This window comes from Granulicatella adiacens ATCC 49175, from assembly GCF_025150565.1.
Classification (GTDB): Bacteria; Bacillota; Bacilli; order Lactobacillales; family Aerococcaceae; genus Granulicatella; species Granulicatella adiacens.
Map to the genome: position 1 here is coordinate 1,522,715 of NZ_CP102283.1, position 22,077 is coordinate 1,544,791.

General features: G+C 37.4%; 23 protein-coding genes. 7 read left to right on the forward strand and 16 right to left on the reverse strand.

Annotated features, from left to right (window positions below; translation table 11 throughout):
* Positions 1 to 3 precede the first annotated feature (3 nt).
* Positions 4 to 726 (reverse strand): class II aldolase/adducin family protein, encoded by a 723-nt coding sequence (locus NQ540_RS07460; RefSeq protein ID WP_005606906.1) that lies wholly within the window; start codon positions 724 to 726, stop codon positions 4 to 6.
* Between the two features lie 140 nt (positions 727 to 866).
* On the opposite strand from NQ540_RS07460, the gene NQ540_RS07465 reads away from it, so the two are divergent.
* Positions 867 to 1,619: a DeoR/GlpR family DNA-binding transcription regulator gene (locus NQ540_RS07465; protein WP_039849118.1), complete on the forward strand. Its 753-nt coding sequence runs from the start codon at positions 867 to 869 to the stop codon at positions 1,617 to 1,619.
* Positions 1,620 to 1,754: 135 nt separating this feature from the next.
* Here NQ540_RS07465 and pepF read toward each other — a convergent pair whose 3' ends face one another.
* Complete coding sequence (gene pepF, locus NQ540_RS07470; protein ID WP_005606910.1) at positions 1,755 to 3,563, reverse strand: oligoendopeptidase F; 1,809 nt, start codon at positions 3,561 to 3,563, stop codon at positions 1,755 to 1,757.
* Between the two features lie 93 nt (positions 3,564 to 3,656).
* Here pepF and NQ540_RS07475 point away from each other — a divergent pair, with 93 nt between their 5' ends.
* On the forward strand, positions 3,657 to 4,382 hold the full coding sequence (locus NQ540_RS07475) for an N-formylglutamate amidohydrolase (protein ID WP_005606912.1): 726 nt from the start codon (positions 3,657 to 3,659) through the stop codon (positions 4,380 to 4,382).
* A 33-nt stretch (positions 4,383 to 4,415) separates the two neighbouring features.
* On the opposite strand, the gene NQ540_RS07480 is transcribed toward NQ540_RS07475, so the two are convergent.
* From NQ540_RS07480 to trpX, 5 genes are all read right to left on the reverse strand, one after another.
* Entirely contained in the window at positions 4,416 to 4,676 is a 261-nt protein-coding gene (locus NQ540_RS07480; RefSeq protein WP_005606913.1) for a hypothetical protein, read from the reverse strand.
* Between the two features lie 52 nt (positions 4,677 to 4,728).
* The gene (locus tag NQ540_RS07485; RefSeq protein ID WP_005606915.1) at positions 4,729 to 6,276 is read right to left on the reverse strand and encodes a ClC family H(+)/Cl(-) exchange transporter; all 1,548 of its coding nucleotides are present in this window, start codon (positions 6,274 to 6,276) and stop codon (positions 4,729 to 4,731) included.
* Positions 6,277 to 6,372: 96 nt separating this feature from the next.
* Positions 6,373 to 7,155: an ABC transporter ATP-binding protein gene (locus NQ540_RS07490; RefSeq protein ID WP_005606918.1), complete on the reverse strand. Its 783-nt coding sequence runs from the start codon at positions 7,153 to 7,155 to the stop codon at positions 6,373 to 6,375.
* Entirely contained in the window at positions 7,156 to 8,052 is an 897-nt protein-coding gene (locus NQ540_RS07495; protein WP_005606919.1) for an ABC transporter permease, read from the reverse strand.
* A gap of 106 nt (positions 8,053 to 8,158) precedes the next feature.
* A complete protein-coding gene (gene trpX / locus NQ540_RS07500; protein ID WP_005606920.1) occupies positions 8,159 to 9,193 on the reverse strand; it encodes a tryptophan ABC transporter substrate-binding protein in 1,035 nt (344 codons plus the stop codon).
* Positions 9,194 to 9,689: 496 nt separating this feature from the next.
* Here trpX and NQ540_RS07505 point away from each other — a divergent pair, with 496 nt between their 5' ends.
* Entirely contained in the window at positions 9,690 to 11,201 is a 1,512-nt protein-coding gene (locus tag NQ540_RS07505) for a flavocytochrome c (RefSeq protein WP_039849121.1), read from the forward strand.
* A 77-nt stretch (positions 11,202 to 11,278) separates the two neighbouring features.
* Here NQ540_RS07505 and NQ540_RS07510 read toward each other — a convergent pair whose 3' ends face one another.
* Entirely contained in the window at positions 11,279 to 11,509 is a 231-nt protein-coding gene (locus NQ540_RS07510) for a hypothetical protein (protein ID WP_005606923.1), read from the reverse strand.
* Between the two features lie 61 nt (positions 11,510 to 11,570).
* Positions 11,571 to 12,017: a flavodoxin gene (locus NQ540_RS07515; protein ID WP_039849122.1), complete on the reverse strand. Its 447-nt coding sequence runs from the start codon at positions 12,015 to 12,017 to the stop codon at positions 11,571 to 11,573.
* 980 nt (positions 12,018 to 12,997) lie between these two features.
* Here NQ540_RS07515 and NQ540_RS07520 point away from each other — a divergent pair.
* Positions 12,998 to 13,885, forward strand: coding sequence for a cation diffusion facilitator family transporter (locus NQ540_RS07520; RefSeq protein WP_005606926.1), 888 nt, complete (start codon positions 12,998 to 13,000; stop codon positions 13,883 to 13,885).
* 40 nt (positions 13,886 to 13,925) lie between these two features.
* Here NQ540_RS07520 and NQ540_RS07525 read toward each other — a convergent pair whose 3' ends face one another.
* The 3 genes from NQ540_RS07525 to NQ540_RS07535 all read right to left on the reverse strand — a co-directional run bounded on the left by NQ540_RS07525 (position 13,926) and on the right by NQ540_RS07535 (position 15,840).
* A complete protein-coding gene (locus NQ540_RS07525; RefSeq protein WP_005606927.1) occupies positions 13,926 to 14,693 on the reverse strand; it encodes a class A sortase in 768 nt (255 codons plus the stop codon).
* Between the two features lie 3 nt (positions 14,694 to 14,696).
* Positions 14,697 to 15,317: a class I SAM-dependent methyltransferase gene (locus NQ540_RS07530; RefSeq protein ID WP_005606928.1), complete on the reverse strand. Its 621-nt coding sequence runs from the start codon at positions 15,315 to 15,317 to the stop codon at positions 14,697 to 14,699.
* 250 nt (positions 15,318 to 15,567) lie between these two features.
* Positions 15,568 to 15,840, reverse strand: coding sequence for a GNAT family N-acetyltransferase (locus NQ540_RS07535; RefSeq protein ID WP_005606929.1), 273 nt, complete (start codon positions 15,838 to 15,840; stop codon positions 15,568 to 15,570).
* A gap of 170 nt (positions 15,841 to 16,010) precedes the next feature.
* On the opposite strand from NQ540_RS07535, the gene cbiM reads away from it, so the two are divergent.
* From cbiM to NQ540_RS07550, 3 genes are read left to right on the forward strand one after another with little or no spacing between them, the layout of a single operon-like run.
* Positions 16,011 to 16,991 (forward strand): cobalt transporter CbiM, encoded by a 981-nt coding sequence (cbiM, locus tag NQ540_RS07540; protein ID WP_005606930.1) that lies wholly within the window; start codon positions 16,011 to 16,013, stop codon positions 16,989 to 16,991.
* Positions 16,984 to 17,772, forward strand: a complete 789-nt coding sequence (locus NQ540_RS07545) for an energy-coupling factor transporter transmembrane component T (protein ID WP_039849125.1) — start codon at positions 16,984 to 16,986, stop codon at positions 17,770 to 17,772. The genes cbiM and NQ540_RS07545 overlap by 8 nt, the downstream gene beginning before the upstream one ends.
* 12 nt (positions 17,773 to 17,784) lie before the next feature.
* Complete coding sequence (locus NQ540_RS07550) at positions 17,785 to 18,510, forward strand: energy-coupling factor ABC transporter ATP-binding protein (RefSeq protein ID WP_005606932.1); 726 nt, start codon at positions 17,785 to 17,787, stop codon at positions 18,508 to 18,510.
* Between the two features lie 164 nt (positions 18,511 to 18,674).
* Here NQ540_RS07550 and NQ540_RS07555 read toward each other — a convergent pair whose 3' ends face one another.
* From NQ540_RS07555 to NQ540_RS07570, 4 genes are all read right to left on the reverse strand, one after another.
* Positions 18,675 to 19,595, reverse strand: a complete 921-nt coding sequence (locus NQ540_RS07555) for an IS3 family transposase (protein ID WP_324602848.1) — start codon at positions 19,593 to 19,595, stop codon at positions 18,675 to 18,677.
* Positions 19,487 to 20,212, reverse strand: a complete 726-nt coding sequence (locus tag NQ540_RS07560; RefSeq protein ID WP_005608228.1) for a helix-turn-helix domain-containing protein — start codon at positions 20,210 to 20,212, stop codon at positions 19,487 to 19,489. Before NQ540_RS07560 ends, NQ540_RS07555 begins: the two co-directional genes overlap by 109 nt.
* A 102-nt stretch (positions 20,213 to 20,314) precedes the next feature.
* On the reverse strand, positions 20,315 to 21,367 hold the full coding sequence (locus NQ540_RS07565; protein ID WP_005606934.1) for a HAMP domain-containing sensor histidine kinase: 1,053 nt from the start codon (positions 21,365 to 21,367) through the stop codon (positions 20,315 to 20,317).
* A complete protein-coding gene (locus tag NQ540_RS07570; protein WP_039849128.1) occupies positions 21,360 to 22,043 on the reverse strand; it encodes a response regulator transcription factor in 684 nt (227 codons plus the stop codon). The genes NQ540_RS07565 and NQ540_RS07570 overlap by 8 nt, the downstream gene beginning before the upstream one ends.
* Positions 22,044 to 22,077: the final 34 nt, after the last annotated feature.

Below are 22,077 nucleotides of genomic sequence, written 5' to 3' on the forward strand. Positions count from 1 at the left end.
CTTCTACACTTCACGAACCGTTCCGTCAGGATTGTATTTCTTGTATCCTGGGTGGCGTCCCGTAACTTTGTAGTTTTCGCGCATCTTGAACATTTGCTCTAATTTTTCTCTTGAGATTTCTTTTTCTTCAATGCCTTTTGTTAGTAATAACATTCTTCCGTGGAATGTTGATTTAGCCACGAGTTCTAATGTTTCCATTCTGTAGTATGCTGTAATGACATCACTACCCACTGTTAATGCACCATGGTTTTCAAGTAACATCACATCGTGTTCTTGTAAGTATGGTGTAATCGCATCTGGAACCTCCATTGTTGAAGGAACCCCGAATGGTGTAATTGGAATTGAACCGATAACAATCGCACTTTCAATTAGTGAATAAGTATCTAATGGAATATGTGCTAATGTAAATCCAGTTGCAATTGGTGGATGAGCATGAACAACAGATCTCACATCGTCACGTTCTTCATAACAGCGAATATGCATTTTAATTTCGCTTGAAGGACGATAGCCTTCGTTGGCTTCAATTACTTCCCCTTTCATATTTAATTTAACGAGTTTTTCAGGAGTGATAAAACTCTTACTGATACCTGTTGGTGTTGCGATGATGGTATCCTCATCAATACGAACTGAGACATTTCCGTCATTGGCAGCTACCCATCCTAGTTGCCACATTTTATGACACACATCACAAATTTGTTCGCGTACTACTTGTTCATCAAAAGTCATAGTATCATCCCTTTCTGATTAATATATTAGCAACTGAAGAAAGCGGATACAATACGTGGATGAACTATTGAACATCCTTCAAATATTGTGCTATAATTTGTTCATAAATGTTCAAAAACGTTCAACTAGGGGGTTTTATTATGGTATCTTTCGAGCGAATGTCCCGTATTATGGATATTCTAACGAAAAGGAAAATCATCTCAACCTTTCAATTGGAAGCGTTGATGTACTGCTCCACCTCTACATTGAGGCGTGACCTGATTAAATTGGAAAAAGAAGGAAAAATCATTCGATCTCATGGTGAAGTTCGACTTGTTACTACAAACAATATTGAATACGCTTACGATAGCAGAAGCCATGAAGAAACTCAGGGAAAACAACAAATAGCGGAAACAGCCTCCACTTTTTTAACGGATAACCAATCGATTTTTATCGATAGTTCATCCACGTGCGCCACACTCGCTCCTCACTTAGGAACTCTTCAGAATTTACGTGTGATTACAAATGGGATCGAAATTGCACGTAAGTTGAACAATTATGAAAATATAACTTTGTTCTTCTGCGGAGGACATATCGGCTATGGAACAAACTCGGCTTTGGGAGATTTTGCGACGGGTTTTATCAATAATTTCCATGCTGATATTTGCTTTATGAGCTGTCGAGGGCTTGACCGTTTCGCTGCTTATGAAGCTAATCATAGTCAAGCACTTTTTAAGCAACAGATGATTGCAAACTCTGATGTTGCGATACTTCTTGCGGACCACTCAAAGTTTAATACGAGTCATTACTTCAAGTTATCTAATTACAATGCTATTGACTATATTGTAACCAATCAAGCTCCTGTCGAATCCTTTCAAGATACGGTGGGTGCTCAATGCGAAATTCTTTGGTAACAATAGAAAACAAAGATAAATAAATGAATTCAATTGAACATTTTGAAAGTGGACTATCTTCATCTCAAGTTAGTCATAGTTATCACTTAAATAAAAAACGCGCTACGATTGTAGCGCGTTTTTTATTTACTATGATTATGCTTTTAATTCTGCTGTTAAGCTTTCTAATTGGTCTACTAAATGTCCAACGTAAGCAATGGCTTGTTTTAATGGTTCATCTGTTGAAACATCACAACCCGCATGAATCGCTAAGTCTTTGGCAGACATGCTTCCACCTTTAGATAAAGTATCTAACCACACTTTAGCGTGTTCAGGATTCTCTTCGATTTGGTTGGCAATTGCAGTACCGATTGTAAGCCCTGCTGAATACGTATATGGATATAATCCCATGTAGTAGTGCGGTTGACGCATCCAAGTTAATTCTGCCCCTTCGTTGACATCTAAGCTGTCTCCAAAGAATTCTTGCATCACTTCTTTTTTCACATTTGATAATACATCCGCATTCAACATTTCGTTATTATCAATCATCTTGTAAATACGATCTTGGTACACAGCTTCCATGTAGTGCGTTACCATGTTGTGGAAGTACGTACGGCTAATCATATTACTGATCACCCAACGTTTGAAACGAGCGTCTGTGCTTGTCTTGAGTAAGTAGTTTGAAACAATCACTTCATTACATGTTGAAGGAGCTTCAACAAAGTATAACGAACATTCATTATTTAAAATCGATTGATGCTTCCCTGTTGACATGAAGTGGTATGCATGCCCTAATTCGTGCGCTAACACGAACACTTCGTTCATTTTACCTGTCCATGATAATAGGATAAATCCGGCAACGTTAGGAACAGTCGCACAGAATCCACCAGTGCTCTTACCAATGTTTTGTGGGAAGTCTGTCCAGCGTTTGTCATAACTTTCGTCAATCATCGCCTTGTAGTCTTCACCTAGAATACCTAAAGCTTTCTTCAAGTATTCACGAGATTCTTCAATCGTCATATCCACTTCGAATTCTGGATCTAAGTTGATTTTCGCATCCATGAATTGCATATCAGAGATGCCATGTTCTTTCGATAACAATTTAATATAGCGTTGCATATGAGGCGCTAAGTCTGTTATCAGCATACGAATTTGACGGTCGTATAATTCACGGTCTCCATCTTGTTCATCTAATAAGTAGTCAATCACGCTATCATAACCACGCATTGTTGCCATCATTTTTTCTTTCTTCAATTGAGAAATGTATTCATTGGCAACTGTATTTTTATATGCGTTTAATGTTTTATAGAAGCTCTTAGCCGCAGCACGACGCACTTCTTTATCAGGATCCATTTCATGTAAGTTTTCGTATAATACGAAGCTGTTTTCAAGTGTCTTGCCATTTGCTTCAAATGACTCGAATTGCATATCTTCGTGTTTTGTTACTTCATATAATTGATAGAAACTTGGTAAGCTGCTTAAGTTTGATAGCACTTGTTCTGCATCTTTAGAGAGCGTATGTTTCTTTTGACGAATCACTTTTTCAACAAAGTATGCTAAGTCTGGTCTCTTCTTGGCTACGAATTGATTTAAGAAATCTTCGTCTAATGAAATGAGTTCTGTCATCACAAAGCTCATATTTTCCGCATAGGATACGCTGACTGCTTCAAATGCTGTCGCATTTTCAATCACTTTTGGATTCAAACGGTCAACCGTCATTGGGAGTTCCGCATAATGAGAAGCGCGGTATACTGCTAATTCAATCGCTTCATATTGGCGAATCGCTTCATCTAATACTTCTAAATCCCCTAATTTATTTTCATATTTTTCTTTGAAAGCTTTCATTTCTTTCTTTAGTTTGTCCAACTCTGCATAAAATGCTTCGTCGCTTGGGTAAAGTAAAGTCATATCCCATGTAATAGAAGGATCTACTTCACTTCTTGGTACTAATTTAATTTCAGCCATAATTTCACTCCTTTTCAGTTAGTATCAATTATACACAATCTCCCTAGCGTTTGCTATACTAGGACTATTAGAAAATCGAAAGCAGGTGGCTCTTTGTATATTCAAAACAAACTTTCTAACAGTTCTCTTTTACTGTCTATTCCTCATAGTGGGCTCCATATTCCAGAAGAAATAGAAGTTCTTTGTAATCCACATGCCAAACGAAATCATACCGATTGGTTTCTTCCTGAATTAGTCGATTCTAATTCTTATACAATCATCCAAGCTACTGTTTCTAGATACATTGTTGATGTGAATCGATTTAAAATGACACAGAAACACTCCATTCAACCGATTATTCCTCGGACAGATGAAGAAGGTGTCCCTCTATTTAAAAACTTCCCTTCTAAACAGAAGCAAAGGCAATGGATTCAAGATTATTACGAGCCTTACTATCGTAAAATTCAAGAGCTCTTAACTCAAAAATTAAGCATTCACCAACAGGTTTTTCTTTTAGATTTACACAGTTATGATGATTCGCTTTTTCCTTCTCATGAAATGATACTCGCGAGCAGGAAACAGACTTCTATCAGTAAGAATTCCCTTCAGAGAATCGAAGCTCTCTTTCAAGAACAAAACCTCCCTACTCGTTTAGATACTCCTTTTTCAGGTGGAAGTATTGTTGCCACTTTTGGAAAGCAAGAACGTGTTCAAGCTCTACAAATAGAAATTCCTTACTCCTTCTATTTAAATGGAAAGAAACCAGACGACATAAAGTTTAATAAATTGCAGAAAAAACTACATCATATTTTTGATCAACTCAATAATGAAAACACCTAGATACCTTCTTACGATTGTATCTAGGTGTTTATTCTAATTTGTGTTTTCCTGTAATTTTTTAATTTGCTCTTCGAGGAGTTGAATCTTCTCCGCTTGAGAATTAATTTGTTCTTGCATTTTCGTCATTTGATCTTGATAGTTCTCTAATGGAGTTGATGTCGTTTTCGAGAAACTTCGGAAGATAAATACTGATAAAAATAATATTACGAGCGTTAGAATAATAAATACCCAACCTTGATTTCTTCTGACGTATTGGTTAAATGTTCTTTGAAAATTTTTCCCTGAGTTACTCATTCATCTTCACCTCTTGACTTTTCAACAGTATACCATTTATTTTGAAATATCTCTAGATAGCACTTGCAATTTTGGTCATTTGTTCGGTCATTGCACCCACTATACCTTCATCACACACAACGATTAAGATGTCACCAGACAGAAGAATCGTATCTCCTTTTGCCACTATTTCTTTAGCACCACGTCTTATGGTTGCAATAATAATCTCTTTTGGCCACTCTACTTCACGAATGGCTTTTCCAACCAGCGAGCTATCCACCATAATTGGAATTTCAAAAGTCGTTCGTTCTCCTTTGGTAGTAGTAGAATGTTCTTTATCTAAACGTTCTGCTAACACTTCATAAATTGGGTCCATCTTCAAGAAGTCAGCCACAATATACGCCACTAAAGTACAAATCCCAAGCGGCATTAATTGGTTTAAGCCTCCCACCATTTCTGTTACAAGAAGTAAAGCTGTTAGGGGCGCTTTCCCAATCGCCGCAAAATACCCTGCCATCGCAAAAAAGACGAAGCTCACACGTACACTTGGGTCTACCCCTAAAAATTCAATGAGAAATTCAGCATATGCCAACCCAAGAAGAGCTCCAAGTGAAAGAATCGGTAAAAAAATTCCCCCAGGCAGTCCTGTTCCGTATGAAATCATTGAGTAGACAAAACGAATCACAAATAGCCCCACTAAAAATTGTACAGTATGATTTTCTTTAACGAGTGCTAATACTAACTCACCACCACCGCCTAAAACATGAGGATTCCATATTCCAAGAGGAATAATCAACATAAAGGCAATGAGACAGTAATTATATGGTGCCACTTTTGGAAAAAGTGTCTTGTAAATCTTTGGCAAAGCTAATGTGAGACGATGGTACGCTAATCCAAAAATTGCAAGGACAATGCCAAGAAGGACAACATACCCATAATATTCCATCGGAAAACGTTGGTCATTCCCAAGGTTAAGCGATGGATGCGTCCCAAATACATTTAATGAAATAAAGTTAGCCACGATTGCTGCTGTTAGAGTTGTCACGGCGACAAGTGGACTAAAAGTATGATGGACTTCTTCCAGTACAAACATAAGTCCTGCAATCGGTGCGTTAAACGCCGCCGCTAGTCCGGCACCTGCTCCACTGGAAATAAATACATTCTTCTGTACACGATTTGCCTTAAAGGTCTCTGCTACTCCTTGACCAACCGATGCTCCTAATTGAATCGAAGGACCTTCACGACCAAGTAAGAGGCCTGATCCGATTGAAATCGCTCCACCGACGAATTTCTTCCAACAGACAGACCACCAATTCATATCCATCTTTCCTTGAAGTTGTAATTCTACTTGTGGAATCCCACTTCCTTTAATATCCGGATCGCTCTTTACAATCTGCCCTAAAATAACCCCCATTACAAGGCTAAAGAGAATCCATGCCGGAATCCATTGCGGTTGTTCTCTTAAAAACGAATAGACGGTCACTACTTGTTCTAAAATAAAGCCAATCATATATCTAAATAAACTAACCGCACTTCCTGCTAGGACTCCGATTAATGCGCCAATAGCAATATACCCTGATTTCCGGTATCTCCGAGGGTTCAAATGACTCCAAAACTCCACTCGCACTCATCCTTTACAATTTATTCTCTTTCATTATATCAAAGTCTGCCCATAAAAAAAGGAAGAAATGAAATTTCTTTCACTTCTTCCTTTATTTTATTCACCTTGTAAGTCTGCTTCATCAAGAGCATTCATTAAACGGAATAGTTCTTCCTCTGTTAATGCTGCTTTTTCCTCTTTTGAAAAATCGCGTACAATCTCGCCACGATGCATGACAATGAGTCTGTTTCCAAAATGAATCGCGTCAGATAGATTGTGTGTAATCATAAGCGCGGTTAAGTTCTTTTCTTCGATGGTTTCTTGTGTTTTCTGCATAATTTTGCGCTGTGTTTTCGGATCAAGCGCTGCTGTATGTTCGTCTAATAGTAATAGTTGCGGAGCGTTCATCGTTGCCATGAGGAGTGAAATGGCTTGGCGTTGTCCGCCTGATAAGAGTCCGATTTCTGTATGAAGACGGTCTTCTAAGCCAAGTGCTAGCGGGGCTAGTAAGGCTTCGAATTGTTGCAATTCTTCTTTAGAAGACGTTTTAAAGAGGCTACGTTTTTGACCTCTCCGATTCGCTAAGGCTAAGTTCTCAGCAACCGTCATCCGAGGAGCTGTTCCTTGCATTGGGTCTTGGAAGACACGACTAATGTAAGCTGCGCGTTCAAAGTCCGCAGTCTGTTCGATTTGATGACCTCCAAACGAAATCGTTCCTTCGTCTAAAGCAAAGTTACCAGCAATCGCGTTTAGGAAAGTCGATTTTCCTGCACCATTTCCGCCGACAATCGTAATGAAGTCTCCCTCTGTAATCGTTAGGCTGACGTTTTTCAACGCTTTATGCTCACGTGAAGTTCCAGGGAAAAATGTTTTAGATAAGTTTTGAATTTCAATACTCATTTAGTTTTCCCCCTTTCTATGACGTGTGCTTTTTTGCTGAATCCAGCTCTTTATTTGCGGCACTGTTAAACAGAAAGCAATCAGTGCTGCTGAGATGAGTTTGAAGTCATTTGCTTGGAAGACATTGAGTAATAACACAAGCATTAATAGTAAACGATAAATAATTGATCCGTAAAGGATGCAGACAAGACGTCCAACGAATGATTCGTCTGCAAAAATTACTTCACCGATAATAATCGCAGCTAGAGCAATAACGATGGTTCCAAGACCTGAGTTTACGTCTGCGTATCCATTATTTTGCGCTAAAATCGCACCGGCTAAGGCGATGAGTGCATTTGAGAGCATCAAGCCAAATACCGTCATTTTACGCGTGTTGATTCCAAGCGCGCGTGCCATCTTTTCGTTGTCCCCTGTCGCAATCAGTGCTTGTCCAAATTCTGTTTTGAAGAAGCAATACATCAAGAAGATTAAAATCCCAATCACGACAAGCCCCATAATGATAATGTCAAAATACTTTGGTAAGCCTAGTTTTGAAAAGACACTAAAAATCGTATCTTGTCCAAGAAGTGTGATATTCGCTTTCCCCATGACACGTAAGTTAATCGATAATAGAGACGTCATTGTTAAAATCCCTGCTAATAAACTTGGAATTTTACAAACAGTCATAAGGAACGCTGTCACTCCACCAGCAAGCGCTCCAGCAATCATGGCTACGAGCGTTGCTAAAAATGGGTTTACCCCTTGTTGAATCAAAATCACACAAGTGGCAGCCCCAAGAGGAAAGCTCCCCTCAGTCGTCATATCTGCAATATTTAAAATTCGAAAACTAATGAATAACCCTAGGGATAATACGCCCCATAATATCCCTTGAGAAATCGAAGAAATTACTAAATCCATTTCGAAAAAAATCCTCCTCTGAAACGATCAATATGACGTTTAAGTCATATTGTGTATGAATCACCACATCATATAGTCGTTATCATATCAACGTTTCTAAACTATCTTATTTAATTGTTGGTGTTACTTTTTGTGCATCTTTTAAGATACTTTCTGGAATTGTAATGCCTAATTTTTTCGATTTTTCTTCGTTGACATAAACAACACCTTTGTTTGCTAATGTGATTGGTGTATCGGCTGGGTTTGCACCTTTTAATACTTTTACAACTACTTTAGCTGTTTCTACACCGATTTGGTATTGGTCAACCCCTACTCCTAATACTCCACCATCAGCAACCATTGTATCTGCTGATGGGAATACTGGCACTTTAACTGCATCTGTTACTTGAACGACTGTTGCCATTGCACTTGCGATTGTGTTATCAATTGGAACGAAGATGGCATCTACTTGGCTTGCTAAACTTTCAGTTACTTGTTGAATATCGTTTGTGTTTGCAATTGTTGATACTTTAACTTCTAGGCCTAATTCTTTCGCTGCTTTTTGCGCTTCTTCGGCTTGTTTCACAGAGTTATCTTCGCTTGAAGTGTAAAGGATTCCCACTTTCTTCATGTTAGGAAGAACTTGTTTCATGATTTCTAATTGTTGTTTGATTGGTGTACGGTCACTCACCCCTGTGATGTTGTTTCCTGGTTTTGATTCGCTTGCGATTAGGCCTGCTTCAACTGGATAAGTAATCCCACCCATGATAATTGGTGTTTCTTTTGTATTGTTCGCCAACGCTAAAGTCGCAGGAGTTGTAATCCCTACTAAGATGTTGTTTCCGCCTGAAACTAATTTTTCAGACATGCTGGCTAAGTTACTTTGGTCTCCTTGCGCGTTTTGAAGGTCGATTTCTAAGTTTTTACCAACTTCGTATCCTTCGTTCTTCAATTCGTCTTGTAGCCCTTTATAGATGGCATCTAAAGCTGGGTGGCTAAGTAATTGTAATACCCCAATTTTAACATTTTCTGTTTGTGTAGATGAAGTGTTAGTTGTATTTGTATCTTTATTTTTATCGCCTGATTGATTGAAGAATAGTGCTCCTATCACTACTAATACTAATAATACTCCGAATAAATAAATGCCTTTGTTCTTTTTCATGATGAATTCCTCCAAAATTGAATATGATATTGCAAACTCTATTAAAAAAAGAGACTACGTATTCCACTACGAGTCTCTCATACAAATAGAAAGACCACGTCAGCTCTAGTCTATAGATCTACGTGGTCGAGTTTGCTTTAAAAGATAAATTCCACATAGATACAAGTTCACGTCAATGAAGGTTGTATCTACATGTACAAATGTACGTTAAGAACAACCTGTATCTAGTGGCTTTGCCAACGCGTATTTAATTTTAATACGATACAAATGTTTGCCATGTTCTTAACTCCTTTTCTAGTGATGTGTTCATTATGAACGCAAATGTCCTCGGTGTCAACTATTTTTTTCAAAAAGATGATCTTTTATTTTTATCAATATCTATGAACACATTGTTATTTCTTAAACAATTCTTTATTTTTTATTGAGGTTTTCTTAAATCTGTGCTATTATATCAAAGGAAATTAATAAAACATTTTTTTCACAAAGGAGAATGAAAATGAGAAAAGGAATTATAGCTAGTTTAGCTTTATCTTCCGTACTATTACTAGCAGCATGCGGAAATAATAGTTCACAATCTTCGTCTTCAGCTAAAGAAACAACTACTACAACTGCTGAAGCTGTTGCAAGTGCTTCTGCTCAAAAATACGCAGATCCTTCAACATTAAAAGAAAGCTACGATGTTATCATCGTTGGTTCAGGGGGTGCTGGTCTTTCAGCAGCCATCCAAGCTAAAGAAGCTGGCTTAAATCCAGTCATCTTGGAAAAAATGCCAACTGCAGGAGGAAATACTACAAAATCTTCAGCTGGTATGAATGCTTCTCAAACGAAATTCCAAGAAAAAGAAGGAATTCAAGATTCTAACGATAAATTCTATGAAGAATCACTAAAAGGTGGACATGGAACTAACAACCCTGAACTACTTCGTTACTTAGTAGATAATTCAGCGAGTGCCATCGATTGGTTAGATTCAATGGGAATTACACTAAGCAATTTAACAACTACTGGTGGAATGAGTCAAAAACGTACTCACCGCCCTGCTGATGGTTCAGCTGTTGGTGAATATTTAGTAAATGGATTATTACGTAATGTTTCTGAAAGAGAAATTCCATTATTCGTCAATGCAGTAGTGACAAAAGTAAATGAAAAAGACGGTAAAGTAACTGGAGTTAATGTAACTATTGACGGTAAAGAAAAAACAGTCTCTGCAAAAGCAGTTGTTCTAACAACTGGTGGATTTGGTGCAAACATGGAAATGGTTACTGAATACAAACCAGAATTAAAAGGCTTTGTTACTACAAACCAAAAAGGTTCTACTGGTGACGGAATTGTTTTAGCAAAAGAATTAGGCGCTGCTACAGTAGATATGAAAGATATTCAAATTCACCCAACAGTAGAACAATCTACTTCAACATTGATTTCTGAATCTGTTCGTGGTGAAGGTGCTATTCTTGTGAACCAAGATGGTAAACGTTTCTATAATGAAATGGAAACTCGTGATAAAGTTTCTCAACAAATTATTGGATTAAAAGAAAAATATGCTTACTTAGTATTTGACTCTGCTTTAACTGAACGTGCTAAAGCTGTTAAATTCTACGAAAAACGTGGACTAGTGAAAAAAGCTGACACGATTGAAGCCCTAGCAAAAGAGATTAATGTTCCTGCTGATGCTTTAAAAGCAACCTTAGAAACTTGGAATAAAGCTGTTGCCGATAAGAACGATGCTGAATTTGGCCGTAAAACAGCAATGGATCATGACTTATCTAAAGGTCCTTACTACGCAATCCAAATTGCTCCTGGTATCCACCATACAATGGGAGGATTGAAGATTAATACGAAAGCTCAAGTTCTTAAAGAAGACGGTTCTGCGATTCAAGGTCTGTATGCAGCTGGTGAAGTAACAGGTGGTGTTCACGGTGAAAACCGTATCGGTGGTAACGCAGTTGCTGATATCATCATCTTTGGTCGTCAAGCAGGTGCCCAATCTGCTGCATATGCAAAAGAAAACTAATTAATTTCCAATTGAACAAAAACGAAAAACTCTGAAGCTGTGCTTCAGAGTTTTTTTATGAAGTGAGCTATAAAAGACTAATCCTCATCCTTAATATCAATATCTTCTGGGATTGGTTCATCCAAGTACTTTTGATATTCTTCTAAGAGACGTTCCCGTTGTTTCAAGAAGAAGTCGAACTGCGCACTGTTCAAGAGTACCTCTCCATCCACTTCCACCGTCTTCACTTGCTTTGTTTGGATTAAATGCATGAGATACCCTAATTCGATTTCCAGATTCTCTGCAGTTTGTTGTACGGTATAATACATCCTTTTCCTCCAATAAAAAAGCTACCCTAAACGAATGGTCTAAGGTAGCCAACATTTTCAATTATGCTAAAGCTTCAACAAGGCTTTGTGCGAAAGCTTGGATATGTTCAATATCTTCTGCTTCAGCGTTTAAGTCTACTAAGACATTTTCAGCACCTTTTTTGGCACCTGTTTTTGCAAATTGAGCATCAAAATCTAATACGGATTGGCAGAACTTATCATAGAAAGTATCTCCTGAGCCAAGCGCTCCGTATACTTTTCCTGTTAAATCTTCTTCCTCTAATTCTTCATAGAAGTCAACGATTTCATCAGGTAAGTCGCCATCTGTTCCGTAAGTATATGTTGCGACAACATTAATATCATAATTATGGAATTCGCTTGCTTGTGCTGAAGTACATTCTTTCACATCTACTTCTACTCCACGTTCTTCTAATGCTTCTGCTAAAATATCCGCAATCTCTTCTGTATTACCTGTTAAACTTGCATATACGATCAATGCTGTTGCCATGATACCACTCTCTTTCTCATTCAATACAACGATTATAACAAATCCACAAAACTCCGTCTATTGTTTCTGACAAAAATAATGAAGTCTCTATACTAAACATCGAAAACTTTAAAAAACTATTCAAGCACTCCTATAATAATCCTTTACAAATTTAAAAATTAGTGGGAAGCACACATTAACTCCTTGCACCGTTTCGTTTCATAGAGGTAAATACGTAGTAAATCAATTCTTGGACCTTACGGATTTTATCATTACCATAATAGGGAATAATATTCAATGCGAGGGAGAAAGACAGAAACTCACGAGATACATTATTGCATCGCGTGCGTTTCGTTTTCTTTCCCCCACAAAGTTGAATAGGTATGAGCAAACTGTTCACAGTGAAGCTCATGCCATTCAACCACTGTGCCTAGTAGGAGTTTGAGCTTGCTCATTACTCCTACTTTGAAGATTGAAAGATGAGAGACGAAGACTCGAATCGGTATCCTATTATGGTAATGATAATAATCGTCCGCAATTTAAAAAGTTAGTGAGAAGCACACATTAACTCCTTGCACTTTTCCATTTCACGAAGGTGAATACGTAGTAAATCAATTCTTGGACCTTACGGATTTTATCATCCGTAACGATTTAAAAAATTGTGAGGAGCACTCATTAACTCTCTGCACCTCTCCTTTTCACGAAGGTGGATACGTAGTAAATCAATTCTTGGACCTTACGGATTTTATCATTACCATAATAGGGAATAATATTCAATGCGAATTAGTGGGAGTTGAAGCTTGCTTCCTACTCCTACTTTGAGTCTTGAAAGGCGCAAGACCAAGGCTTGCGCCGGTATCCTATTATGGTAATGATAAAAAAGAGCCGTAAGGATCCTACAGAATTGATTTCAGCACTATCCACCGAGTTTTAGGTATACTTTATCTGTTGCACCCCTTTTTCAAAAGTTTTACTATAATAAACGAATTTATTTTTAGGAGATGACAATTTTGCCATTATCAGCAACGGATCGCCTCAAACAAGCCGAACGCGGAGCCCTTTTAAGTATCGGCACATATATCTTTTTATCCGCAGCAAAACTGTTCGTTGGGAAACTCTTCAACTCCGAAGCCCTGTTTGCCGATGGTTGGAACAACTTTACAGATGTGATTTCATCAATTCTTGTATTCGTAGGGTTACGCTTGTCGCAAAAACCAAGCGACGAAAACCACCCCTACGGCCACTGGAAATTCGAAACAATTGCTAGCCTTGCGACCTCATTTATCATGTTCTTTATCGGGATTGAAGTCGTCAGAAATGCCTTCCAAGCATTCCTTAACCCAGTAACGGAGGCTCCTTCACTCATTTCTTCTGTCGTTGGATTCTTCTCAGGGATTGTGATGATTGGTGTATACTTCTACAACAAAAATCTGGCAGCACGCATTCAATCACTAGGACTTAAGGCAACCGCTAAAGATAACTTAAGCGATGCGATGACCAGTTTCTTGACAGCCTTAGCGGTGTTATTTGCTTCTCTTGGCTTACACTGGCTCGATAACATCATGGCTTTCGTAGTCGGTCTTCTCATTGTCCGCACTGCTTACGAAGTATTTTCTGAGAGTGCCTTCCAATTAACAGATGGCTTCGATCAAACTGAACTAGATAAATATATTCCAGTTATCCTACGTCATCCCGAAGTTAAAGATATTCGTGAAATCAAAGCCCGTCGTTATGGATCGAATATTTATATTGACTTAACGGTGTGTATGGACGAAGCCTTAACAGTTTTCAAAAGTCATCAAGTAACGGAATTTATTGAAAAAGAGCTTTACAACGAGTTTGCTATTTCATTTATCGATATTCATGTCGAACCGTATCCTTATGAGTAAAAAAATCCCAATCTCTTTTTGAAGAGATTGGGATTTTCTATTATTGAATCGTATTAAAGTTCAAGTTAAACGCCTGTTTTACAGAATCACTTGCTTCGCTAACGGGAGTCTTTGAAACGTATTTTCCTTTAAAACAATAACGTTTTGTCGCATTGTAATCATCACATGTAATTAAAGTAATTTCTGTAACACCAGGTTGGTCATTAATGACTTCCACTCGTGTTGGTTCGATTAATTCTACAGACGTTGTTTCATATTCATACACATACTCTAAATCTGTTGTATAAATCTTATCTCCTACCTTTAAATTGACAAGAGGTGAGAATAATAAAGTCATATCTCCGAAATAATTATGACTCGCTAATGCGTAGTTTCCTTGGCCCATTTTCTGTGTGGGTTTCATTGTTCCGGCTCCTGAGAGAAGGACTTCATTTGCTAAACCTTTATAAATCGGTAAATTCAATTTCACACTTGGAACTGCAATTTGTCCTAGTGTTAAAAATGTCCCTTTTTTCATATTGGCTTTTAAGACTTGATTTAGATCAATCGGTTCTACTTTAGAAAAGTCAAATTCCGCTTCTTGCAATTCATTGGCTTTAACCGCTGACAATGTTAACGAAGAATTGATTTCAGACTGTTCTGCTTGTAGTCTAGATAATAAGAATGTACGAATCGGATCCGCAGCTAACAAGATGGCAGCAATCACAAATAAAATTGACGCCAAAAAGATTCTCCAGTTGAATTTTTTCTTTGGCTTATGATTCTGCTGTTGGTTTCGACTATTTCTTCTTCCTTCTATTTTTTCCATACATCAATCCTCTTTCTCTTTTGTGCTCACAAGGATCCAATATCCCTTATCTAAAGCAATACGCTCTACATTTCCAAAGACTTCCTGCATTTTCTTTTGCGCACTTGGAGCACCTTGTTTCTTCTGAATTACGATGACTAGTTGGCCGCCATCTATTAAATGGTCATATGCCTCTTCTAAAATACGATGAACCACTTCTTTTCCTGCACGGATTGGCGGGTTACTAATAATGACAGAATAGTCCTTCGCATTTATTTCATCATAAATCGAGCTTTCGTGAATCAATACATTTTCAATCCCATTCGCTTTAGCATTACGTCTAGCTAATTCGAGTGCACGTTCATTGACGTCTACCATTTCTACATGCATCTTCGGATAGGCCTTTGCAAAAGACAAACCCATTGGACCATAACCACAACCAACATCTAACAGTTTTCCTTCCTGAAAAGAAGAAGGAACTTCATAAGACTCAATCAATAACTGACTTCCAAAATCAATGGTATTCTTTGAAAACACTCCATTGTCACTAACAAACTGGAAAGAGAATCCTTTTAAAACATAACGAAAATGTTTCTCTTGACTCTTACTATTTGGTTGCTGTGTATAATAGTGATTTTGATTCATGAGTATCTCCTTTTTTTGTATCTTTCTTCATACTAGCATAAATCACCTTTTTTCCAAAACAAAAAAACCCGCTGTTTGGGAACAGCGGGAAAAGGTTAGGAGGGTTTACTAATAAAAAAATGTTGGGAGTTCATTTTTTTATTTGGGAGAAGTAAACCTTAGGTGTTTTATTGGGTATGAATAGATTATAGAGGTTACTTTTGAATTTTTTGTGAATTTTAATTTGAATTTTTTTAAAATGAAACTTTTTTTATATTTTGATATCGTCGTAGTCAGTACTTTTTTTGAATAATTCCACTACGTACGAACAAATTGGGCGAACTTTTAAGTTTTCCTCTCTTGCATACACAGCTAATCGTTCTACTAATTGACGCGCTACTCCTTGTCCACGAAGACTAGGATCGACAAAAGTGTGGTCCGCACCAATCACTCCCTCTTCTTCCAGAGTATACGTGATTTCAGCATCCACTTCTCCTGCAGCATTATAATGTCTAAACGCTTGATTTTCTTGAACAAATTCCATTAACGTGTCCCCCTTTATAGTTCTATCTCTAGTATACGACTCAATGATGTAGAAATCGAAGAATGTGATTCAAAATAGTAACATTTGTTATACCTATTTTATAACGAAGTCATTTTTTTGATTATGGTATTCTGTTAACAGAAATTATTTTTAAGAATGGAGAATTTGTTATGCATATACCCGATAATTATTTAAGCCCAACAACTTGTGCAGTTTTAGCAGTTGCTGCTGCACCGGTAGTGGGATTATCCATTACGAAAGTAAAAGCTCAATTAAAAGAGAATAAAGAATTAGCTCCTATGCTTGGAATCGCTGCTTCATTATCTTTCTTATTAATGATGTTTAATGTGCCAATCCCTGGTGGTACAACTGCTCACGCTGTTGGCGGCGTGTTACTTTCAATCTTAATTGGACCGTATGCCGCGAGTCTGGCACTCAGCGTCGCCCTTCTCTTACAAGCTCTTCTATTTGGAGATGGAGGAATTCTTGCTCTTGGCGCAAATATTTTCAACATGGCGATTGCAATGCCATTTGCCGGATATGCTGTTTACAATTTCTTCCGTAAACAAAACCATGAAACAGCCGGAGTTCTCGTTGGATCATACGTAGGAATCAATGTGGCAGCTTTCTTAACAGCCATTGAACTTGGAATTCAGCCAATCATTGCCAATCAAGGAGGAGAGCCACTGTATAACCCTTATGGATTAGCAGTTACGATTCCTGCCATGATGGCAACTCACTTAACGATTGCCGGTGCCGTGGAAGTCTTCTTTACTTATGTGATTTATCGTTTCGTAAAACAAGTTGCTCCACAAGAACTATACACACCAACTTCAGTCAATACGACTTCTTTCGTGAAGAAAATCCGCTATGTCTTAATCGCCTTAGTTGTGTTAAGTCCATTAGGATTATTAGCAGAAGGTACTGCTTTTGGAGAATGGTCTGCTGAAGAACTTGCCGAAATGATGACCATTGTTCCAGCAGGAATCGAGAATGGATTTTCATTCGAAGCCCTCTTCAGTGACTACACCATCCCTGGAACAAATATCGCAATTGGTTATATTTTATCTGCTATTACTGCACTATTAATCTTCTATATTTTAGGAAAAATGATTCGATCAATGAATGGAGCAAAAGTATCTCATGCGTAAACTACCTGATTGGCTAAAAACCGAAGAAGCACTCGCAGCCTCTTCAAAAAGCCATCAATATTTACAAATGAATATCAACTCATTACGCCGTCTCCTTGGCAAAATGAAGCAAACGACACCCGCATTTAAGGCGAAATCTTCGTCCTCAATGCGGCTCGTTTACTTTGTGTGCTTAGCCATTTTAATTACACTCAGCCACTCCACCATCCAACTATGGATTTTGGTGATTTTCCTATTAGCGCATATCGCCTTTCTTCCAGGTGAAGCGCTCTTCCGTCTGTGGAAAGTTCTCACTCGCGTACTTATCTTTACAGTGATTGTCCTCTTACCAAGTATGCTTCTAAGAGGTTTCCAAAACAGCGGTATCTTCCTTGGCCGCACAGGAATTCTTGTCTTAAACTTGGCGCTCTTTTTAGCAACAACGACAAGCATCCAACTCGTTGATGCGCTTCGCCAGTTGCATTTTCCCAAAACGATGATTCAAACAATCGAACTCGCGATGAAATACACGTATATCCTTGGAAAGCACCTACAGCAACAAATCGAATGCGTCCAATTGCGAACCATCGGACAAAAAGTAAATCTCGGGTTATTTGGATCGATTCTTGGGCTCTTGTATTTATCATCGAAAAACCACACGAAAGAAGTCTACGAGGCCATGACGCTTCGAGGTTACGGAATGGATGTCAAAAATAAAGTCCCTTTCCACTGGAAGAAAGAGGACGTCTTATTATTACTCGAATTAATCGTGCTGGTTGTTGTAACAACCGTGCTACGCTAGAAAGGAACGCTTATGATTACAATTCAAGATGGAAATTATCACTACAGCGAAGACATTGGAATTCACGACATCAATCTTCATATTGATAAAGGAGAAACCGTGGCTTTAATGGGACCAAATGGAGCCGGAAAATCAACACTTTTTAAAATTTTGGTTGGATTACTTCCTCTCTCTTCTGGGAAATACCAATTCAACAATTGGGTAATTGATGCAGACTTCTTAAAAGACCCATGTAACGCTGGTCACTTATACCAACAAGTTGGTTTAATTTTCCAAAACAGCGATATCCAATTATTCAATACATCGGTTGCTGAAGAACTTGCCTTTGGTCCACGTCAACTCGGATTATCAGAAACAGAAATCGAAAAACGAGTGAAGGATACACTGACGCTCCTTGAAATCGAACACTTAAAAGAACGGATTCCATACCACCTCTCTGGCGGGGAAAAGAAACTCGTGGCGATAGCTAGCGTCCTCACTATGAATCCAAGCGTATTATTGTTTGATGAGCCCTTTAACGGCCTCTCACCAAAATATCAACGCCTCATTGTGGAATTACTAAAAGAGTTAAAAACCGCAGGAAAAACCATCATTATTTCCTCTCATCATTTCGATCAAATTGCCTCTATCGTTGAACGTGTCCTTCTCTTTTCAGAAGAACATACGATTACTACTAGCTATTCAAAAATGGATTGGGAAAACCATCCAGAACTAAGAAAAGCATTTACTACTTGTTAAAAAGCAAATGTATCATTTTTGATACATTCGATTTTTTAGTTCTATATTATAAACTTTTCTACAGTATATAAAAGATCCCGAAATTCACTTTGAAGTGCACCCTGTCAAGTAGACAGGAAAATAATTAAATTGTATGACGAGTTCTAATGAACTCGTCTTTTTATTTATGCAGGAATTTTTAACCCCATTGATAAAGTAATTCTTTTCTCATTATAGAAGTGGATATACTCCTCAACCTTCTTGAAGAGAGACTCATAGGTTTTGAAATGATATAAACGATATACTTCTTCCTTTAATGTTCCCCAGAATGATTCAATTGGTCCGTTATCTATACATCGGCCAGGACGTGACATACTATGTGTTATTTGTCCTTTTTCTATAAAGTGCTTAAAGAAATGAGAAGTATATTGAAATCCTCGATCACTATGAATCATTGTTTTTGTTGGAATTATCTTTCTCTTTATTTGATCAAAAGTATCTTTAACGATTTGATTATTGTTTTGTTTAGATATTTGATATGCAACTATTTTCTTTGTGCCATAATCTAAAACTGCACTTAAATAAGCTTTTTCTCCCTTTCCATATTTCAATTCAGTGATATCCGTTAATAGTAGAGCCATTGGCTCGTAATCTTTCTGAAATTCTCGATTTAAAATATTAGCTGCGGTGTATTCTTCAGAGTTAGATTTATAACGATAACGTTTTTTTCGTATAATTGCCTTTAATCCCATTAATTTCATAAGGCGCTGAATACATTTATGATTCACCTTCGCATTTCTATAATAGTTTAAATAGATTGTGATACGACGATATCCATATATACCTTGAACGGATTCATATACTTCGTGTATTAATGACATTAAACGACGTAGTCGTTTTTCAGATTCCGAAGGGACTCGATTTAACCATTTATAATAGCCGGCTCTACTAACGTTTAAGGCTTTACATAATTGAGTAATATGAAATCCTCTTTTACTTAATTTTTTAATCGTTTGATATTCCGCTTCAAATTTCGTCTGGCAAACATCAACTCGCTTTCCACTTCTTGTAATTTTTTTAGTGCGGCATTTTCTGTTTCTAAATATTCGTTTCGTGCCTTTAATATAGCCATTTCTGCACGAATACGCTCGGTTTCTGTCTGTATATTATCTGGTTTTCGTTTTCCTCGACTATCTACTAATCCATCAGGACCATATTTTTGATATTTTTTAACCCATTGATACACTGAGTTGTAAGAGACATTAAATTTTTGTGCGGTTTGTTTATAGTCTAATTGATTTTGAATACAGTCTTTGACGATAAATATTCTTTCTTCATGCGATGTTTTTCTAAATTTCATAGTATATACCTCTGGCTTAGGATAGTAGGCCTTCTCGGCCTCACCATTAGTATACTTAATAATCCAATTTCGTACAGTTTTAGCACAAGGGATTTTGTATTTTCTTGCGATTGCAGTAAAGTAAGTTTTCGATTCTAAAAACTCTTTGACCACCTTTTCTTTAAATTCATTTGTATAAGTGTTAAACCCATCTCGATCTTCTAATACAGAAGGTCCGTGTGCTTTATAATTCAGAAAATACATATTAAAGCTTCCGGGCGATATCTTTAAACCATATTCACTACGCAGCTCATGAAAAGATACACCATCTAAATACAATTCTATGAATTGTTCTAATTCTTTTGCAGTATGTTTTTTGACCAACTTAAAAATGCCCCCTCTAAAGTAGTTTACTTTTTTAAGTGTCTACTTTAGAGGGAGCATATCAAAGTGAATTTCGGGATTTTTTATTTTAACTCCAATAATTTATTGTTTTGGCAGTATTACTTGAAATGTACTCCCTTTTCCAATCTCGCTTTCAACTGATATACTTCCACCCAGTTGATCTACAATTGTTTTTACAATCGTTAATCCTAAGCCATTCCCTTCTTGCACATGAGAATGTTCCACTTGATAAAATTGTTCAAAAATATGTCGTTGATCTTCCTCGCTCATTCCAATTCCATTATCAGCAATCGTGACTCTAGCGGTATCATTCTCTTCTTGGATATCAATCGTTAAATGCACGTTATCCGAAGAATACTTCACCGCATTATCCAGCAAATTTGTCCACACTTGCATGCTTAAATCTGGATCCGTCACACAATGAACGGGCTGACTCGTAAAGGTCAAGTCAATCTCTTTTTGCTTCCACTTTTCCGTAATCAAAATCACAGCATGACGGATTTGTTCATCCAGTTGAAGTGGTTTTTTCTTTGGTTTAAAATCACGTTCCATCTTTGTCAATGTGACGATTCCATCACATAAACGACTTAGACGAAGACTCTCTGAACGCAAAATACCTGTCAAATCTTTTCTAGTAGATTCATCAAGCTTTTCGTCAGCTAATAAGTCACTCACTCCTACAAGAGAAGCGATTGGTGTTTTCAGTTCATGAGAAAGATTAGCAATAAACGCAGATCGATGTTCGTCACTACGTCTCAAGTCTTCAGCCATCTGATTCACATGTTGAGAAAGCTGAGCCAATTCATTATGATATTTAGCAGTGTCTTTAGGATAATGCTTGAGAGGAATCTTACGGTTAAAATCTCCTCTTGAAATGGCCTTAACAGATTCATTCAATTCTGAAATAGGTTTCGTTAAATGAACAGACCCATACCACATGGCAAGACTCCCTACGAGAATAATGACTAAGCTAAAAATAATTAACCATGTTTGGAAGCTAACCTCTACCATAAACCAGTGTTTTAGGACAAAAACAGTCATTAAACCAATAATACTTGTGCTCACTAAAACACTGCAAAACATGAAGACGAAATAGTTTCTGAGAGGAAATTGTATTTCTTTTTGTTTATCCATTTTTAATCGTCCCTTTATACCCTAACCCTCGTATCGTTACAATTTCAAAATCTTTATTCTCCTTAAATTTTTGTCGGACCCTTTTAATGCATGCATCTACTAATCTTTCGTCAAGGTCCTCTTCCATCCCCCAAATATCATCCAATAAATCCAAACGAGTAAATATTTTTTCTGGATTACTGAGTAATTTATAGAGTAAATAGAATTCTTTTCGAGGAATTTGATAGACTTCATCTCTCTCTAAATCCGTTAAAGTTAATGCATTGTAATCAAGTCTTGTATGTTCAAAAAGCAACACTTTCTCTGTTTCTAATTGAGCTCTTCTAAGTAAGGCTTGTACTCGTAGAACAAGTTCAGTTAAACGAATCGGCTTCACCATGTAGTCATCAACGCCTAACTTAAAAGCTTCTTCCAGAGATTCTAACTGAGATTTTGCCGTAATCATTAAAATGGGTAAAGTATGCTTCGTTTCTCGTAAAGCTTTTACAAGAGCGTATCCATCCATCACAGGCATCATAATATCAGAAATTAATAAATCGACTTGATGCTTCTCCATTAACGAGAGGGCTTCCTCTCCGTTTTCAGCAACGTAAATCGTGTAGTTTTCTTGTTTTAACTTGGTCGTAATCAATGTGCGAATCGCATGATCGTCTTCAGCAACTAATATACTAAACATAGCTCCACCTTCTTTCTGGAACATTATAGCACAA

Coding starts and splice junctions, on each gene's coding strand:
- NQ540_RS07515 (WP_039849122.1), bottom strand. CDS start 12,017: ATGGCAACAGCATTGATCGTATATGCAAGTTTAACAGGTAATACAGAA.
- NQ540_RS07535 (WP_005606929.1), bottom strand. CDS start 15,840: ATGGAATTTGTTCAAGAAAATCAAGCGTTTAGACATTATAATGCTGCA.
- NQ540_RS07545 (WP_039849125.1), top strand. CDS start 16,984: ATGCGTAAACTACCTGATTGGCTAAAAACCGAAGAAGCACTCGCAGCC.
- NQ540_RS07565 (WP_005606934.1), bottom strand. CDS start 21,367: ATGGATAAACAAAAAGAAATACAATTTCCTCTCAGAAACTATTTCGTC.
- trpX (WP_005606920.1), bottom strand. CDS start 9,193: ATGAAAAAGAACAAAGGCATTTATTTATTCGGAGTATTATTAGTATTA.
- NQ540_RS07510 (WP_005606923.1), bottom strand. CDS start 11,509: ATGTATTATACCGTACAACAAACTGCAGAGAATCTGGAAATCGAATTA.
- NQ540_RS07550 (WP_005606932.1), top strand. CDS start 17,785: ATGATTACAATTCAAGATGGAAATTATCACTACAGCGAAGACATTGGA.
- NQ540_RS07490 (WP_005606918.1), bottom strand. CDS start 7,155: ATGAGTATTGAAATTCAAAACTTATCTAAAACATTTTTCCCTGGAACT.
- NQ540_RS07460 (WP_005606906.1), bottom strand. CDS start 726: ATGACTTTTGATGAACAAGTAGTACGCGAACAAATTTGTGATGTGTGT.
- NQ540_RS07505 (WP_039849121.1), top strand. CDS start 9,690: ATGAGAAAAGGAATTATAGCTAGTTTAGCTTTATCTTCCGTACTATTA.
- NQ540_RS07495 (WP_005606919.1), bottom strand. CDS start 8,052: ATGGATTTAGTAATTTCTTCGATTTCTCAAGGGATATTATGGGGCGTA.
- NQ540_RS07480 (WP_005606913.1), bottom strand. CDS start 4,676: ATGAGTAACTCAGGGAAAAATTTTCAAAGAACATTTAACCAATACGTC.
- NQ540_RS07465 (WP_039849118.1), top strand. CDS start 867: ATGGTATCTTTCGAGCGAATGTCCCGTATTATGGATATTCTAACGAAA.
- pepF (WP_005606910.1), bottom strand. CDS start 3,563: ATGGCTGAAATTAAATTAGTACCAAGAAGTGAAGTAGATCCTTCTATT.
- NQ540_RS07530 (WP_005606928.1), bottom strand. CDS start 15,317: ATGAATCAAAATCACTATTATACACAGCAACCAAATAGTAAGAGTCAA.
- NQ540_RS07525 (WP_005606927.1), bottom strand. CDS start 14,693: ATGGAAAAAATAGAAGGAAGAAGAAATAGTCGAAACCAACAGCAGAAT.
- cbiM (WP_005606930.1), top strand. CDS start 16,011: ATGCATATACCCGATAATTATTTAAGCCCAACAACTTGTGCAGTTTTA.
- NQ540_RS07570 (WP_039849128.1), bottom strand. CDS start 22,043: ATGTTTAGTATATTAGTTGCTGAAGACGATCATGCGATTCGCACATTG.
- NQ540_RS07520 (WP_005606926.1), top strand. CDS start 12,998: ATGACAATTTTGCCATTATCAGCAACGGATCGCCTCAAACAAGCCGAA.